Origin of the sequence: Streptomyces sp. NPDC058579 (assembly GCF_042718575.1) — a bacterium.
Taxonomy (GTDB): Bacteria; Actinomycetota; Actinomycetes; order Streptomycetales; family Streptomycetaceae; genus Streptomyces.
Genome location: NZ_JBHXPI010000007.1, coordinates 115,529 through 130,902 on the forward strand (window position 1 = coordinate 115,529; position 15,374 = coordinate 130,902).

Below are 15,374 nucleotides of genomic sequence, written 5' to 3' on the forward strand. Positions count from 1 at the left end.
TGCCCCGTACCGCGGTCGCGCACCTGGTGGGGGGCCGCCGGGCCCCGCCGTTGCACCCGCCCCACCCAACGGGGGGGCCCGGGGGGCGGCGGCCCCCGGGGGCCCCTCGCTCTGCCCGTGTCAGTTGCCGGTGAGGTCGGCCACGAGCTGGTCCGCCGCCGCGTACGGGTCCAGTTCGCCCGCCACGATGCGTTCCGCCAGGGCGTCCAGGCGGCGGTCGCCGTGCAGGTCGCCGATGCGTTCGCGCAGGGCCGTGACCGCGATCGTCTCGACCTCGCGCGCCGAGCGCGCCCGGCGGCGCTCCGCGAGGACGCCGTGCTCCTCCATCCACGCGCGGTGCTTCTCCAGCGCCTCGACGACCTCGTCGATGCCCTCGCCGCGCGCCGCGACCGTCTTGACGATCGGCGGCCGCCAGTCGCCGGGACCGCGCGCCTCGCCGAGGCCCAGCATGTGGGTCAGCTCGCGGGCCGTCGCGTCCGCGCCGTCCCGGTCCGCCTTGTTCACCACGTACACGTCGCCGATCTCCAGGATGCCCGCCTTCGCGGCCTGGATCCCGTCGCCCATGCCCGGGGCGAGCAGCACCACCGACGTGTCGGCCTGGGAGGCGATCTCCACCTCCGACTGACCCACACCGACGGTCTCCACGAGGATCACCTCGCAGCCCGCCGCGTCCAGGACGCGGATCGCCTGCGGCGCCGACCAGGCGAGCCCGCCCAGGTGCCCGCGGGTCGCCATCGAGCGGATGTAGACGCCCGGGTCCGAGGCGTGCTCCGACATCCGGACCCGGTCACCGAGCAGCGCGCCCCCGCTGAACGGGGACGAGGGGTCGACGGCCAGGACGCCGACCCGCCTGCCCGCCCGCCGGTACGCCGCGACCAGCCCCGACGTCGAGGTGGACTTGCCCACGCCGGGCGAACCCGTCAGGCCCACCACGTACGCGCCGCCGGTCAGCGGGGCCAGCGCCGCCATCACCTCGCGCAGCTGCGGGGACGCCCCCTCCACGAGCGAGATCAGCCGGGCCACCGCGCGCGGCCGGCCCTCCCGTGCCTGGGCGACCAGTTCGGGGACGTCCACCATGTGCCGTAACTCCTTGCTCGACGGGAACTACTTGCCCGGGACGCTGATGATCAGAGCGTCGCCCTGACCACCGCCGCCGCACAGCGCCGCCACGCCGGTACCGCCGCCGCGCCGCTTCAGCTCCAGGGCCAGGTGCAGCACCACACGGGCGCCGGACATGCCGATGGGGTGGCCCAGCGCGATCGCGCCGCCGTTGACGTTCACCTTTTCCGGGGTCACGCCGAGGTCCTTCATTGACTGCACGGCGACCGCCGCGAAGGCCTCGTTGATCTCGATCAGGTCGAGGTCCTCGACGCCCAGGCCCGCCTTCTTCAGGGCGTGCTTGATCGCGTTGGAGGGCTGCGACTGCAGCGAGTTGTCCGGTCCCGCCACGTTGCCGTGGGCGCCGATCTCGGCGATCCACTCCAGGCCGAGCTCCTCGGCCTTCGCCTTGCTCATCACGACGACGGCGGCGGCGCCGTCCGAGATCTGCGAGGCGGTGCCGGCGGTGATGGTGCCGTCCTTGGCGAAGGCCGGACGCAGCTTGCCGAGGGACTCGACCGTCGTCTCGGGGCGGATGCCCTCGTCCTTGGCGAAGACGACCGGGTCGCCCTTGCGCTGCGGGATCTCGATCGGGGTGATCTCGGCCTCGAAGATGCCGTTCTTCTGCGCGGCGGCGGCGCGCTGGTGCGACAGCGCGCCGATCTCGTCCTGCTCGACGCGCTGGAGGCCGAGGCGGGTGTTGTGCTTCTCCGTCGACTCGCCCATGGCGATCTTCTCGAAGGGGTCGGTCAGACCGTCGTACGCCATCGCGTCGAGCATCTCGATCGCGCCGTACTTGTAGCCCTCGCGGGACTTCGGGAGGAGGTGCGGGGCGTTGGTCATCGACTCCTGGCCGCCGGCGACGACGATGTCGAACTCGCCCGCGCGGATCAGCTGGTCGGCGAGCGCGATGGCGTCCAGGCCGGAGAGGCAGACCTTGTTGACGGTCAGCGCCGGCACGTTCATGGGGATGCCCGCCTTGACGGCGGCCTGGCGCGCGGGGATCTGCCCGGCGCCCGCCTGGAGCACCTGCCCCATGATCACGTACTGCACCTGGTCGCCGCCGATGCCGGCCCGGTCGAGCGCGGCCTTGATGGCGAAACCGCCCAGATCGGCGCCGGAGAAGGAGGAGAGGGAGCCGAGCAGTCGGCCCATGGGCGTGCGGGCGCCCGCGACGATCACTGAGGTGGTACCGGTCGTTCCAGACATGAGGCACGGCCCCTTGGGATGAGGAGTGAACGAGGGTTTACCTTCAATGTACTGAGCGGTCACGCGCACGGTCATCGGCCAGTCGGTGTGACGGCGCGCACGTTGCGTAACCACCTCCGTGGCGCTGCACTGGAGGAATGCTGACGCGAATCGACCACATCGGGATCGCCTGCTTCGACCTCGACAAGACCGTCGAGTTCTACCGTGCGACCTACGGTTTCGAGGTGTTCCACTCCGAGGTCAACGAGGAGCAGGGCGTCCGCGAGGCCATGCTCAAGATCAACGACACCTCCGACGGCGGCGCCTCGTACCTCCAGCTCCTGGAGCCCACCCGGGAGGACTCCGCGGTCGGCAAATGGCTGGCCAAGAACGGTGAGGGCGTGCACCACATCGCCTTCGGCACCGCCGATGTCGACGGCGACGCCGAGGCCATCCGCGGCAAGGGCGTCCGAGTCCTCTACGACCAGCCTAGGACCGGCTCCATGGGCTCCCGTATCACCTTCCTCCACCCCAAGGACTGCCACGGCGTACTGACCGAACTGGTCACGTCCGCCGACCCCTCCTCTGCTGAGCACTGACCTCCGGATTCCTGGCCCGGTAGAGTGGGCGACTCCGGGCCGGGGCCGGTCGACGCCGCATGCCATGCGGCGTCGAAGTCGGGGTATCCGATCTGCCACGATTCCCGGGGGGCCGTTCTCCGGGGAACGGTGCTCGTTGGAGTGTGCGACCAGGGTTGGGGTCTCCCCTGCTCGAACGCGTTGAGAGCTCGGGGAAGGATGGGACCGCGCAGTGCGGGGCTACGAACGCCAGGAGAGCCACCGAGCTGAAGACGACCATCTCTCGCGGTTCGAAGCCGAGATGGACCGGCTGAAGACCGAGCGGGAGAAGGCCGTCCAGCACGCCGAGGACCTCGGTTACCAGGTCGAGGTGTTGCGCGCCAAGCTCCACGAGGCGCGCCGCACCATCGCGACCCGTCCCGCGTACGACAGCGCGGACATCGGCTACCAGGCCGAACAGATGCTGCGCAACGCGCAGGTCCAGGCCGAGCAGCTGCGCCAGGACGCCGAGCGCGAGCTGCGCGACGCCCGCGCCCAGACCCAGCGCATCCTCCAGGAGCACGCCGAGCACCAGGCCCGGCTCCAGGCCGAGCTGCACGCCGAGGCCGTCCAGCGCCGGCAGCGCCTGGACCAGGAGCTCGCCGAGCGCCGCCAGACCGTCGAAGCGCACGTCAACGAGAACGTCGCCTGGGCCGAACAGCTGCGCGCCCGTACGGAGTCGCAGGCCCGCCGCCTCATGGAGGAGTCCCGCGCCGAGGCCGAGCAGTCGCTCGCCGGCGCCCGCGCCGAGGCCACCCGGCTCGCCGAGGAGACCCGCCACCGGGTGGGCACGGACGCCGAGGCGGCCCGTGCCGAGGCCGAAGCGATTCTGCTGCGCGCCCGCAAGGACGCCGAGCGGCTCCTCAACGCCGCGTCCACGCAGGCCCACGAGGCCACCAGCCACGCCGAGCAGCTCCGGTCCTCCACCACGGCCGAGACCGAGCAGGCCCGCCAGCAGGCCACCGAACTGTCCCGCGCCGCCGAGCAGCGGATGCACGAGGCCGAGGACCGGCTCCGCGAGGCCCGCACGGAGGCCGAGAAGGCGCTCACCGAGGCCAAGGACGCGGCGGCCAAGCAGCTGTCGTCCGCGGAGTCCGTCAACGAGCAGCGCACCCGTACGGCGAAGGCCGAGATCGCCCGGCTCGTCTCCGAGGCGACCAAGGAGGCCGAGACCCTCAAGGGGGCGGCCGAGGAGAAGCTCCGCGAGGCCACCGCCGAGGCCGAGAAGCTGCTCTCGGAAGCCTCCGACAAGGCCCGTACGGTCGCGGCCGAGGACTCCGCCGCCGCGCTCGCCAAGGCCGCGCGGACCGCCGAGGAGGTCCTGACCAAGGCGTCCGAGGACGCCCAGGAGACCACCCGCAAGGCCTCAGAGGAGGCCGAGCGCATCCGCCGCGAGGCCGAGACCGAGGCCGACCGGACGCGGACACAGGCCGAGGAGCAGGCCGACGAGCTGCTCGGTTCGGCCAAGGACGACACCAAGGAGTACCGCGCCAAGACCGTCGAGCTCCAGGAGGAGGCGCGCCGGCTGCGCGGCGAGGCCGAGGGGCTGCGGGCCGAGGCGATCGCCGAGGGCGAGAAGATCCGCGGCGAGGCCCGGCGCGAGGCCGTCGGCCAGATCGAGGAGTCGGCCGGCGCCGCCGAGGAGCTGCTGACCAAGGCCCGTACGGACGCCGAGGAGCTGCGCGCGAGCGCGGGCGCCGAGGGCGAGCGGGTCCGCGCCGAGGCCATGGAGCGCGCGCAGACGCTGCGTACGCAGGCCGAGGAGACCCTCGAGCGCACGCGCGCCGAGGCCGAGCGGATGCGGACGGAGGCCGAGGAGCAGGCCGAGGGCGTCAAGGAGGCGGCCGAGCGGGTCGCCGCCGAGCTCCGCGAGGAGGCCGAGCGGGCCGCCGTCGCCCGCCGCGAGGAGGCCGCCGATGAGCTCACCCGGCTGCACACCGAGGCCGAGACCCGGGTCGAGAGCGCCGAGCAGGCGCTGACCGACGCCCGCGCCGAGAGCGAGCGGCTGCGCCGCGAGGCCGCCGAGGAGACCGAGCGGCTGCGCACCGAGGCCGCCGAGCGGATCCGTACGCTCCAGGCGCAGGCCGAGCAGGAGGCCGAGCGGCTGCGCACGGAGGCGGCGCAGGACGCGTCGACCTCGCGCGCCGAGGCGGAGGCCGCGGCCGTACGGCTGCGGACGGAGGCGTCGACGGAGGCCGAGCGGCTGAAGTCGGAGGCCCAGGAGACCGCCGACCGGGTGCGCGCCGAGGCCGCGGCCGCCGCCGAGCGGGTCGCCGCCGAGGCCGCCGAGGCGCTGGCCGCCGCGCAGGAGGAGGCCAACCGGCGGCGCCGGGAGGCCGAGGAGACGCTGGATTCGGCCCGCTCCGAGGCCGACCGGGAGCGCGAGCACGCCCGCGAGCAGTCCGAGGAGCTCCTCGCCTCCGCCCGCAGGCGGGTGGAGGAGGCGCAGACCGAGGCGCAGCGCCTGGTCGAGGAGGCGGACCGGCGGGCCACGGAGATGGTCTCCGCCGCCGAGCAGACCGCCAAGGACGTACGCGACGCCGTCGCCGGGCTGCACGAGCAGGCCGAGGAGGAGATCGCCGGGCTGCGCAGCGCCGCCGAGCACTCCGCGGACCGTACCCGTACCGAAGCACAGGAGGAGGCGGACCGGGTCCGCTCCGACGCGTACGAGGAGCGGGAGCGGGCGACCGAGGACGCCAACCGGGTCCGGGCGCGCGCCCAGGAGGAGACCGACGCCGCGAAGTCGCTGGCCGAGCGGACGGTCGCGGACGCGCTCGCCGAGTCGGAGAAGCTGCGCGCGGACACCGCCGAGTACGCCCAGCGGGTACGGACGGAGGCGTCGGACGCGCTGGGTTCGGCCGAGCAGGACGCGGCCCGTACTCGTGCGGACGCCCGCGAGGACGCCAACCGGATCCGTTCCGAGGCGGCCGCCGAGTCCGAGCGGCTCACAGCCGAGGCGGAGGAGCTGGTCACGCTCGCCCGCACGGAGGGCGAGCAGATCCTGGACGAGGCCCGCAAGTCGGCCGACAAGCGGCGCACGGACGCCGCCGAGCAGGCGGACACCCTCATCACGGAGGCCTCGGGCGAGGCCGAGCGGCTGACCGTCGAGGCGGAGGCGCTGCGCGCCGAGGCCGAGCAGCTGAAGACGGACGGCGAGGCGCACGCCCAGGCGCTGCGGGTCGCCGCGCTCGCCGACAGCGAGCAGGTCCTCGACGAGGCGCGCAAGGCGGCCGACAAGCGGCGTTCCGACGCCGCCGAGCAGGCCGACGCGATCACCGCGGAGGCGGTGGCGCTCCTGGAGTCGACCGAGCAGGACGCGCGGCGGCTGCGCGCCGAGGCCGAGCAGGTCAAGGAGACGGGCGAGGCCGAGGCGGAGGCCCTGCGGGCCGCCGCGCGCGCGGACGGCGAGCAGGTCCTCGACGAGGCCCGCAAGGCCGCCGACAAGCGGCGCGCGGACGCCGCCGAGCAGGCGGACTCGCTCATCACGGAGGCCACGAACGAGGCCGAGCGGATCACCGGCGAGGCGGGCCAGGAGGCGGAGCGGCTGCGGGCCGAGGGCGCGGAGAACGTGGGGCAGGCCCAGCAGGCCGCCGAGCGGATCCGGGTCGAGGCCGAGCGGGTCAGGTCGGACGCCGAGGCGGCGGCGGAGCAGATGCGCTCCGAGGCCCGCGAGGAGGCCGACCGTACGCTCGACGAGGCGCGCGAGGCCGGTGCCAAGCGCCGCTCGGACGCGGCCGAGCAGGCCGACCAGCTGATGGCGAAGGCCCAGGAGGAGGCGCTGCGCGCCACCACCGAGGCCGAGTCGCAGGCCGACACGATGGTCGGCGCGTCCCGTCAGGAGGCCGACCGGATCACGGCCGAGGCGACGGTCGAGGGCAACTCCCTGGTGGAGAAGGCCCGTACGGACGCGGACGAGCTCCTGGTGGGCGCGCGCAGCGACGCGACGGCCATAAGGGAGCGGGCGGAGGAGCTGCGAACCCGTATCGAGGGCGAGATCGAGGAGTTGCACGAGCGGGCGCGGCGCGAGACGGCCGAGCAGATGAAGACGGCGGGCGAGCGGGTCGACAAGCTGGTGAAGGCCGCCGAGGAGCAGCGGGCCGAGGCCGAGGCGAAGGCCAAGGAAATGGTCTCCGAGGCGAGTTCGGAGGCGAGCAAGGTCCGGATCGCCGCGGTCAGGAAGGCCGAGGCGCTCCTGAAGGAGGCCGAGCAGAAGAAGGCCTCCCTGGTCGCGGAGGCGGAGAAGGTCAAGTCGGAGGCCGAGCACGAGGCCGAGACGATGATCTCCGAGGGCAAGCGCGATCTCGATGTGCTGGTGCGCCGTCGCGAGGACATCAATGCCGAGATCTCCCGTGTCCAGGACGTCCTCGAGGCGTTGGAGTCTTTCGAGGCGCCGACCGCGGGGACGAAGGCCGCCGGGGCAAACGGTGAGAAGGCGGGTGTTCCGGCGGGGGCTACACGTTCGAGTGGCAAGTCCTCCGACGGCTAGCCACTCAAAAGGCTGGACATTCTCCAGATCAAACGGGCATCCGCTCGATGACACGCCGCTTCGGCCCCTAGGATTCCCCCTAACACCTCACCGGTCTCATTCGACAGGAACCCCATGAGCGACACTTCCTCCCCCTTCGGCTTCGAGCTCGTGCGGCGTGGTTACGACCGCGGTCAGGTGGATGACCGCATTACCAAGCTCGTCGCCGACCGAGACAGTGCTCTAGGACGCATCACCTCTCTGGAAAAGCGCATCGAGGAGCTCCACCTCGAGACGCAGAACGCCCAGGCCCAGGTCACCGACGCCGAGCCGTCGTACGCCGGCCTCGGCGCGCGTGTCGAGAAGATCCTCCGCCTCGCCGAGGAGGAGGCGAAGGACCTGCGCGAGGAGGCCCGTCGCGCCGCCGAGCAGCACCGCGAGCTGGCCGAGTCGGCCGCCCAGCAGGTGCGCAACGACGCCGAGTCGTTCGCGTCGGAGCGCAAGGCGAAGGCCGAGGACGAGGGCGTTCGGATCGTCGAGAAGGCGCAGGGCGAGGCCAACTCGCTGCGCGGCGAGGCGCAGAAGGACGCGCAGTCCAAGCGCGAGGAGGCGGACGCCCTCTTCGAGGAGACCCGCGCCAAGGCCGCCCAGGCCGCCGCGGACTTCGAGACCAACCTGGCCAAGCGCCGGGAGCAGTCGGAGCGCGATCTGGCCTCGCGTCAGGCGAAGGCCGAGAAGCGTCTCGCCGAGATCGAGCACCGCGCCGAGCAGCTCCGCCTGGAGGCCGAGAAGCTGCGTACGGACGCGGAGCGCCGGGCCCGTCAGACGGTGGAGACCGCGCAGCGCCAGGCCGAGGACATCGTGGCCGACGCGAACGCCAAGGCCGACCGGATCCGCTCGGAATCGGAGCGCGAGCTCGCGGCGCTGACGAACCGCCGCGACTCGATCAACGCCCAGCTGACCAACGTCCGCGAGATGCTGGCCACGCTGACCGGTGCCGCCGTGGCGGCCGCCGGCTCGCCGATCGACGACGAGCCCGCGCCCCGTGGCGTCCCGGCCCAGCAGACCCGCTGAGGCCCCGTGAGCGCCCGCTGAACGCGCGGCGCGCACCCGGTGAAGGGCCCGCTCGGTAACGAGTGGGCGACGCGCCTGAAAACCCTCCGTCATTCCGGTGGCGGAGGGTTTTTCGCGCCCGTAGGTTGTACGCATGATCGAGCTCGAGGCCCTGACGAAACGGTTCGGATCGAAGACCGCGGTCGACCATCTCTCCTTCCAGGTACGGCCTGGCATGATCACCGGCTTCCTCGGGCCCAACGGCGCGGGCAAGTCGACGACCATGCGGATGATGCTCGATCTGGACAACCCGACGAGCGGGACGGTCCGGATCGACGGCAAGCACTACCGGGAGCTCCAGGAGCCGCTGAAGTACATCGGGGCGCTCCTCGACGCGAAGGCGATGCACGGTGGCCGGTCGGCGCAGAACAATCTGCTCTGCCTGGCCCAGTCGAACCGCATTCCGTCGAGCCGGGTCGGCGAGGTCCTCGACCTGGTCGGTCTGACCTCGGTCGCGAAGAAGAAGTCGAAGGGCTTCTCCCTCGGCATGGGCCAACGACTCGGAATCGCCTCCGCGCTGCTCGGTGATCCCGAGATCCTGATGTTCGACGAACCCGTCAATGGTCTGGACCCCGAGGGAATTCACTGGATCCGCAATCTGATGAAGGCGCTCGCGGCCGAGGGCCGGACGATCTTCGTTTCCAGTCACCTGATGAGCGAAATGGCCCTGACGGCCGATCACCTCATCGTGATCGGGCAGGGAAAGCTGCTGGCCGACACGTCGATGGCGGATTTCATCCAGCAGAATTCGCGGAGCTTCGTACGGCTGCGCTCGCCGCAGCAGGAGCGGCTGCGGGACATCCTGCACGAGAGCGGCTTCACGCCCGTCGAGGCGGGCAACGGGACGCTGGAGGTGGACAACGCCACCACCGAGAAGCTCGGTGAGCTGGCGGCCGAACACCGGCTCGTCCTGCACGAGCTGAGCGCGCAGCGCGCCTCCCTGGAGGAAGCGTTCATGCAGATGACCGCCGGCGCGGTGGAGTACCACGCGCACGGCACGAACGTACACGCGGCGGACGCGCCGGGCCCCCGCTGGGGCGAGACCACCAAGGGAGCCTGAACGATGGCAGCGGTATCGGCGGTCCTCCAGTCGGAGTGGACCAAGATCCGGACGGTCTCGTCGACGGTCTGGACCCTGGCGAGCGCGCTCCTGGTGACGGTGGCGATGGGCGCGGCCATCTCCGCGGTGGTGAAGGCGACCTACACCGATCTGAACGAGGCCGAGCAGGCGACCTTCGACCCGACGTTCGTCAGCTTCTCCGGGATGGTCCTCGGGCAGCTGGCGATGGTGGTCTTCGGCGTGCTCGTGGTCGGCACGGAGTACAGCTCGGGGATGATCCGTACCTCGCTCGCCGCCGTGCCGCAGCGGGCGACCTTCCTCTTCTCCAAGATCGCGGTGGCCGGGGGGCTCGCGTTCGGCGTCGGTCTGGTGACCAGCTTCCTGTCGTTCTTCCTCGGGCAGGCCCTCCTCGGCGACCACCACACGACGCTGGGCGCGGACAACGTGCTGCGCGCCGTGGTCGGCGGCGGGCTCTACATGGGTCTGATCGCGCTCTTCTCGATGGGCGTGGCGACGATGCTGCGCTCCTCGATGCTCTCGCTCGGCATCCTGATGCCCTTCTTCTTCCTGGTCTCGCAGATCCTCTCGGCGGTCCCGAAGGCCAAGGAGGTCGCGCGCTACTTCCCCGACCAGGCCGGTTCCAAGATCATGCAGGTCGTTCCGGACGCCCTGAACACGGAGGAGGCGCCGTACGGCCCCTGGGGCGGGCTCGGGATCATGGTGCTCTGGGTGGCGGCCGCGTTGCTGGGCGGCTACCTGGTCATGAAGAAGCGGGATGCCTGAGCCTTCGCGACCCTTGGTCACGATTTCGACTTGGCCGGAACCGTCAACCCCTGGATAAGCTCCTAGCTCATACGGGGGCCCCGGCCGTCGGCCACGGCCCCGACAAGACCTGACCTGTCGATGGGGCTGGAGAATGATCGAGGCAGTCGGCCTGACGAAGCGCTACGGCGCCAAGACGGCCGTGTACAACCTTTCCTTCCAGGTGAGGCCGGGTACCGTCACCGGCTTCCTCGGCCCCAACGGTTCCGGCAAGTCGACCACGATGCGCATGATCCTGGGGCTCGACCGCCCCACCTCGGGCCATGTCACCATCGGCGGCCACCCGTTCCGGCAGCTGCCGAACGCTCCCCGCCAGGTGGGCGCGCTGCTCGACGCCAAGGCCGTGCACGGCGGGCGGAGCGCCCGCAGCCACCTCCTCTCGCTCGCCCAGCTCGCCGGCATCCCGGCGCAGCGGGTCGACGAGGTCCTCGGGGTCGTCGGCCTCCAGGACGTCGCCAAGCGCCGCTCCAAGGGCTTCTCGCTGGGCATGGGGCAGCGCCTCGGCATCGCCGCCGCGCTGCTCGGCGACCCGCAGGTGCTGCTCTTCGACGAGCCGGTCAACGGTCTCGACCCCGAGGGCATCCTCTGGGTCCGCAACCTCATGAAGAAGCTGGCCGCCGAGGGCCGGACCGTCTTCGTCTCCAGCCACCTCATGAGCGAGATGGCGCTGACCGCCGACCACCTGATCGTGATCGGCCGGGGCCAGCTGATGGCCGACATGAGCGTCAAGGACTTCATCTCGGCGAACTCGGCGGACTTCGCCCGGGTCCGCACCCCGCAGGAGGAGCCGCAGCAGCGGGAGAAGCTGACGGCGACGCTGATCGAGGCCGGCGGCCGTGTGATGTCCGAGCCGGACGGCGCGCTGCGGGTGACCGGTCTGGCGCTGCCCAGGATCAGCGACCTGGCGCACGACGCGGACGTCCGGCTCTGGGAGCTCTCCCCGCACCAGGCCTCGCTGGAGGAGGCGTACATGCGGATGACGCAGGGCGCCGTGGACTACCGCTCCACCGACGACCAGCTGGCGCACCTCCAGCAGCCGCAGCCGCACCAGCACCCGCACCTCCAGCCGGCGCAGCCGGTGGTGCAGGACGTGCCGCAGCAGGGCTGGTACGCCCCGCCGCCGCCCGGACAGAACCCGTACGCGACGCAGAGCGAGCCCGCCAAGAACGCCGAGGACGCCCGATGACCGCCCCCGCCCCGCACTCGTACGTCTCCCCCATCCCGGTGCGCCGGGCGCACCTCGGGGACGCGCTCGCCTCGGAGTGGACGAAGATCCGTTCCCTGCGCTCCACGCTGTGGACGCTGGGCGTGATGGTGCTGCTGATGCTGGGCATCGGCCTCGCCGTCGCCGCGGTCGTGGCCACCACGGAAGGGGCCGACGGGCCGCCGGCGAGCGAGTCGGCGCTCACGCTCGGCTTCTTCGGCGTGCTGCTCGGCTCGATCTGCGTGATCACGCTCGGGGTGCTGACGATCGCCTCGGAGTACGGCACCGGCATGATCCGTACGACCCTGACGGCCTGCCCGAGCCGCGGCCGGGTGCTGATGGCCAAGGCCGTTGTCTTCTTCCTGCTCGTCTTCACGATCACCACGGTCACGGCGACGGTGGTGGGCGTGGCACAGGTCGCGATGGTGTCCGCGGCCACGGAGCCCACGTCCGCCGAGTGGCTGCGCGCGACGGTCGGCGTCGGCCTGTTCCTCGCGCTGCTCGGTCTGCTGTCGCTGGCCATCGGCGCGATCATCCGGCACTCGGCGGGCGCGATCACGATCATGATCGGCGTCCTGCTGCTGCCGCTGGTGGCGGCCATGTTCATGTTCTCGGAGTCGCTCGCCAAGGTGCAGCAGTTCCTGCTCGACTACGCGGTCCCGAGCCAGCTCATCGCGCTGTACGCGGGCAAGTCGACGATGGGCCAGTCCGGCCCCTCGGGCTGGGACCCGGTCTGGATCATGGCGGTCCTGGTGGCGGCGGCGTTGGGCGGCGCCTACGCCCTGCTGAACAGCCGGGACGTCTGAGGCCTCCGGCGGAGAGCCGCTAGTACTTCGGCGCGTTGCGGGACCGCTGCACCCTTGAGGTGCGGCGGTCCTTCGCGTTCCAGCAGGCCTTGTGCCAGTGGCGGCGGTCGTCGACCCCGCCGTACTCCGGCCAGGCCACCACGTGGGGGGCGCCGCCCGGGATCTCCTGGTCGCAGCCGGGGCAGCGGTAGCGCTTGCCGGGGGCGCTGGCGCCGGCCACGTGCCGGACGAACCACTCCTCGCCCTGCCAGGACTCACTGCGCTGCGATCCTCCGTACCGCTCGCCGGACTCAGCCTGAGGATCGGGCCTATCGCCGCCCTGGGGGCGGTTGCGACGCGGGGACACCTGATCACCTCACGGGTCCGGGGACACAGAACGTTCTCTCAAGCCTACGGGCCGCGAAAGAGTGACCTTCCCACCCCACAGGCCCAGTTAGCGGAAAATCGCAACAACTTCATCAGAGGCCGTGCCTTTGGCACGTGTCAGACGTTGTTGCCAGTGGAGGGGGAGAACCGCGTCGGCCGCAAGGAGGCAGAAGGCGATGCGCGTGGGTACGTTTGTTCTGGCCGCCCAGTTCCCGGGCCAGGGCCAGGGCGAGGCACTGCACCGGGCGGTGCGGACCGCCGAGGTCGCCGAGGAATCGGGGCTCGACTCCGTCTGGCTGGCCGAGCACCACTTCGTCCCGTACGGAGTCTGTCCGTCCGCCGTGACCCTGGCGGCGGTGTTGCTGGGCAGGACCCGCCGGCTCCGGGTCGGTACGGCGGTCAGTGTGCTGCCGACGGTCCATCCGGTCGCCCTGGGCGAGCAGGCCGCCCTGCTCCACCTGACCTCCGGCGGCCGCTTCACGCTCGGCGTCGGCAGGGGCGGGCCGTGGGTCGACCTGGAGGTGTTCGGCGCGGGCCTGAAGGCGTACGAACAGGGGTTCCCCGAATCCCTCGACCTTCTGCTGCGCTGGCTGACGGAACCCCGGGTCTCCGCCGAGGGAGAACGATTCGCCTTCCGCGAGGTGGCCGTCGTCCCCCGCCCCGGCGAGCTGATCGGCGGGGACGCGTCGCCCGAGGTGGTGGTCGCCTGCACCTCGCCCAAGAGCGTCGAGCTGGCCGCCCGGCGCGGGCTGCCGATGCTGCTCGGGATGCACAGCGGCGACGAGGAGAAGGCCGAGATGGTGGCCGCGTGGGAACGTTTCTCCCGGGACGCGGGGCGCACTCCGGACGAGATCGCGCGGATCGGCGCGAACCATGTCTCGGCGGGCGTCGCCCAGCTCGCCGACCGTACGCGCGAGGCGACCGAGGCACTGGTGAAGGCGATGCCCGGCTGGCTGAAGCAGGGCCTGGACGCCCATGTGACCGTGGACGGCCGGCACCGCGCGATGCGGGACCCCGTCGCGTACACCGAGTTGCTGTGCGGGCTGCACCCCGTGGGCACGCCACGGCGCGCGGCGGACCGGCTCGCGGCGACCTCGGAGCGCACGGGCATCACACGCTTCGCGCTGCTCGCCGAGGGCACGGGCGACCTCGCGGCCACCGAGGAGAACGTACGACGGCTCGGCGCCGAGGTGCTTCCCCTGCTGGTCTGAGGCCATGGACCCGAGTGCATGGTGAGGGGCGGACGTGCTGGGGCTCGTGGCGATGCCGCCGCTCCGCATCTCCCGCATCGTTCGCGTCTCCCGCGATGCGGAGCGGCGGCACCCGCCGTGCCTCAGCAGTCGCGCAGTTCCGGCGACTGGTTGAGCAGCTGACCCCGTACGGAGGTGAAGCGGGCGAGCCGCTCGTCGACCGCGGGGTCGAGCGGGAACACCGCGAGGCGGTGGCAGTTCTGGAAGGCCAGACGCACCCCGAAGTGCCGCTGCAGCGCACCACGGATGGCATCACTCGCGAGTGCACGCAACAGCTGACCACGTGCCTGCTCGTTCGGCGGCGGCGTCTGGTTGTCGGCGAACTCGCCGCCGTCGACCTTCAGCTGAGCCACCAGAGAACTGATCATCTCCCATGCGTAGGGCAGGGAGGTCCGGACGCAGTCGACGAAGTCGGCTTCGTCGACCTCGCCTCGCTCGGCCTGTTCCAACAGCGCCGGTGAGACGTCGAGCGACATGGGTTCTCCTCTCGCGACCCCGACGGACGGGGTCTTACGGGCAGGGATGAAGGAACCCCCGTGCGACACGCTGCGTGCACGGACGGCGACCTCCTGCTTCCACGGTAAGCGCGTCCTTCGGAGCGCACCAGGAGATTGGGAACACAACCGGCCAATAAGTGACCCTCGTCCAGCGGGCGTTAAGAGCCGAATCGCGCGGAAGAGCATGCGTCTTGTAGCGTTGCCGACCATGCGTCTCGTCATCGCCCGCTGTTCCGTGGACTACGCGGGCCGGCTCACGGCCCACCTGCCCTCCGCTCCCCGTCTGATCCTGGTCAAGGCAGACGGCAGCGTCTCCATCCACGCGGACGACCGGGCGTACAAACCGCTCAACTGGATGTCGCCGCCCTGCACCCTCAAGGAGGGGGTCGACGGCGAGGCCGGCATCTGGACCGTGATCAACAAAGCGGGCGAGAAACTGATCATCACGATGGAGGAGATCCTCCACGACTCCTCGCACGAGCTGGGCGTGGACCCGGGCCTCATCAAGGACGGCGTGGAAGCGCACCTCCAGGAGCTGCTCGCGGACCGCATCGAGACCCTCGGCGACGGCCACACGCTGATCCGCCGGGAGTACCCGACCGCGATCGGCCCGGTGGACATCCTGTGCCGGGACGCCGACGGGGCGACGGTCGCGGTGGAGATCAAGCGGCGCGGCGAGATCGACGGCGTGGAGCAGCTGACCCGCTATCTGGAGCTGCTCAACCGCGACCCGCACCTCGCGCCCGTGAAGGGCGTCTTCGCGGCCCAGGAGATCAAGCCGCAGGCACGCGTGCTCGCGACGGACCGCGGCATCGACTGCGTGGTGCTCGACTACAACGCAATGCGCGGTATCGAGGACGACAAGCTGCGGCTGTTCTGACCCTTCGT

Annotated in this window: 13 protein-coding genes; 9 read left to right on the forward strand and 4 right to left on the reverse strand. The window is 71.6% G+C overall.

Annotated elements, in window-relative coordinates; genetic code table 11:
• Positions 1 to 120: 120 nt before the first annotated feature.
• Positions 121 to 1,077, reverse strand: coding sequence for a methylmalonyl Co-A mutase-associated GTPase MeaB (gene meaB, locus ACFWRO_RS12230; protein ID WP_384508202.1), 957 nt, complete (start codon positions 1,075 to 1,077; stop codon positions 121 to 123).
• 27 nt (positions 1,078 to 1,104) lie between these two features.
• Positions 1,105 to 2,307: an acetyl-CoA C-acetyltransferase gene (locus tag ACFWRO_RS12235; RefSeq protein ID WP_384508204.1), complete on the reverse strand. Its 1,203-nt coding sequence runs from the start codon at positions 2,305 to 2,307 to the stop codon at positions 1,105 to 1,107.
• A 137-nt stretch (positions 2,308 to 2,444) separates the two neighbouring features.
• Between ACFWRO_RS12235 and mce the strand changes: the two genes are divergently transcribed.
• The 7 genes from mce to ACFWRO_RS12270 all read left to right on the forward strand — a co-directional run bounded on the left by mce (position 2,445) and on the right by ACFWRO_RS12270 (position 12,373).
• Positions 2,445 to 2,885 (forward strand): methylmalonyl-CoA epimerase, encoded by a 441-nt coding sequence (mce, locus tag ACFWRO_RS12240; RefSeq protein WP_384508207.1) that lies wholly within the window; start codon positions 2,445 to 2,447, stop codon positions 2,883 to 2,885.
• A 211-nt stretch (positions 2,886 to 3,096) separates the two neighbouring features.
• A complete protein-coding gene (gene scy / locus ACFWRO_RS12245) occupies positions 3,097 to 7,389 on the forward strand; it encodes a polarized growth protein Scy (RefSeq protein WP_384508209.1) in 4,293 nt (1,430 codons plus the stop codon).
• Positions 7,390 to 7,503: 114 nt separating this feature from the next.
• Complete coding sequence (locus tag ACFWRO_RS12250; RefSeq protein ID WP_384508211.1) at positions 7,504 to 8,442, forward strand: cellulose-binding protein; 939 nt, start codon at positions 7,504 to 7,506, stop codon at positions 8,440 to 8,442.
• A gap of 133 nt (positions 8,443 to 8,575) precedes the next feature.
• Positions 8,576 to 9,541: an ABC transporter ATP-binding protein gene (locus tag ACFWRO_RS12255; RefSeq protein ID WP_384508213.1), complete on the forward strand. Its 966-nt coding sequence runs from the start codon at positions 8,576 to 8,578 to the stop codon at positions 9,539 to 9,541.
• Positions 9,542 to 9,544: 3 nt separating this feature from the next.
• Positions 9,545 to 10,324, forward strand: coding sequence for an ABC transporter permease (locus ACFWRO_RS12260; protein WP_384508215.1), 780 nt, complete (start codon positions 9,545 to 9,547; stop codon positions 10,322 to 10,324).
• Positions 10,325 to 10,457: 133 nt separating this feature from the next.
• Positions 10,458 to 11,549, forward strand: a complete 1,092-nt coding sequence (locus ACFWRO_RS12265; protein WP_384508217.1) for an ABC transporter ATP-binding protein — start codon at positions 10,458 to 10,460, stop codon at positions 11,547 to 11,549.
• Complete coding sequence (locus tag ACFWRO_RS12270; protein ID WP_384508220.1) at positions 11,546 to 12,373, forward strand: ABC transporter permease subunit; 828 nt, start codon at positions 11,546 to 11,548, stop codon at positions 12,371 to 12,373. Before ACFWRO_RS12265 ends, ACFWRO_RS12270 begins: the two co-directional genes overlap by 4 nt.
• Positions 12,374 to 12,392: 19 nt before the next feature.
• Here the strand turns inward: ACFWRO_RS12270 and ACFWRO_RS12275 are convergent, their stop codons facing one another.
• Positions 12,393 to 12,719, reverse strand: a complete 327-nt coding sequence (locus ACFWRO_RS12275; protein ID WP_384508222.1) for an ATP/GTP-binding protein — start codon at positions 12,717 to 12,719, stop codon at positions 12,393 to 12,395.
• 196 nt (positions 12,720 to 12,915) lie between these two features.
• Between ACFWRO_RS12275 and ACFWRO_RS12280 the strand changes: the two genes are divergently transcribed.
• Positions 12,916 to 13,950 carry an LLM class flavin-dependent oxidoreductase gene (locus ACFWRO_RS12280; protein WP_384508225.1) on the forward strand — a complete coding sequence of 345 codons (1,035 nt, stop codon included), beginning with the start codon at positions 12,916 to 12,918 and terminating at the stop codon, positions 13,948 to 13,950.
• A gap of 122 nt (positions 13,951 to 14,072) precedes the next feature.
• Here the strand turns inward: ACFWRO_RS12280 and ACFWRO_RS12285 are convergent, their stop codons facing one another.
• Entirely contained in the window at positions 14,073 to 14,465 is a 393-nt protein-coding gene (locus ACFWRO_RS12285) for an SCO5389 family protein (RefSeq protein ID WP_384508227.1), read from the reverse strand.
• A gap of 229 nt (positions 14,466 to 14,694) precedes the next feature.
• On the opposite strand from ACFWRO_RS12285, the gene nucS reads away from it, so the two are divergent.
• Positions 14,695 to 15,366, forward strand: coding sequence for an endonuclease NucS (nucS, locus tag ACFWRO_RS12290; RefSeq protein WP_384508230.1), 672 nt, complete (start codon positions 14,695 to 14,697; stop codon positions 15,364 to 15,366).
• Positions 15,367 to 15,374: the final 8 nt, after the last annotated feature.

What these genes read in the sequence shown, in the direction of transcription:
- ACFWRO_RS12250 (WP_384508211.1), top strand. Translation starts at nt 7,504, where the DNA reads ATGAGCGACACTTCCTCCCCCTTCGGCTTCGAGCTCGTGCGGCGTGGT.
- ACFWRO_RS12235 (WP_384508204.1), bottom strand. Translation starts at nt 2,307, where the DNA reads ATGTCTGGAACGACCGGTACCACCTCAGTGATCGTCGCGGGCGCCCGC.
- ACFWRO_RS12285 (WP_384508227.1), bottom strand. Translation starts at nt 14,465, where the DNA reads ATGTCGCTCGACGTCTCACCGGCGCTGTTGGAACAGGCCGAGCGAGGC.
- ACFWRO_RS12280 (WP_384508225.1), top strand. Translation starts at nt 12,916, where the DNA reads ATGCGCGTGGGTACGTTTGTTCTGGCCGCCCAGTTCCCGGGCCAGGGC.
- nucS (WP_384508230.1), top strand. Translation starts at nt 14,695, where the DNA reads ATGCGTCTCGTCATCGCCCGCTGTTCCGTGGACTACGCGGGCCGGCTC.
- ACFWRO_RS12260 (WP_384508215.1), top strand. Translation starts at nt 9,545, where the DNA reads ATGGCAGCGGTATCGGCGGTCCTCCAGTCGGAGTGGACCAAGATCCGG.
- ACFWRO_RS12265 (WP_384508217.1), top strand. Translation starts at nt 10,458, where the DNA reads ATGATCGAGGCAGTCGGCCTGACGAAGCGCTACGGCGCCAAGACGGCC.
- ACFWRO_RS12270 (WP_384508220.1), top strand. Translation starts at nt 11,546, where the DNA reads ATGACCGCCCCCGCCCCGCACTCGTACGTCTCCCCCATCCCGGTGCGC.
- mce (WP_384508207.1), top strand. Translation starts at nt 2,445, where the DNA reads ATGCTGACGCGAATCGACCACATCGGGATCGCCTGCTTCGACCTCGAC.
- ACFWRO_RS12255 (WP_384508213.1), top strand. Translation starts at nt 8,576, where the DNA reads ATGATCGAGCTCGAGGCCCTGACGAAACGGTTCGGATCGAAGACCGCG.
- meaB (WP_384508202.1), bottom strand. Translation starts at nt 1,077, where the DNA reads ATGGTGGACGTCCCCGAACTGGTCGCCCAGGCACGGGAGGGCCGGCCG.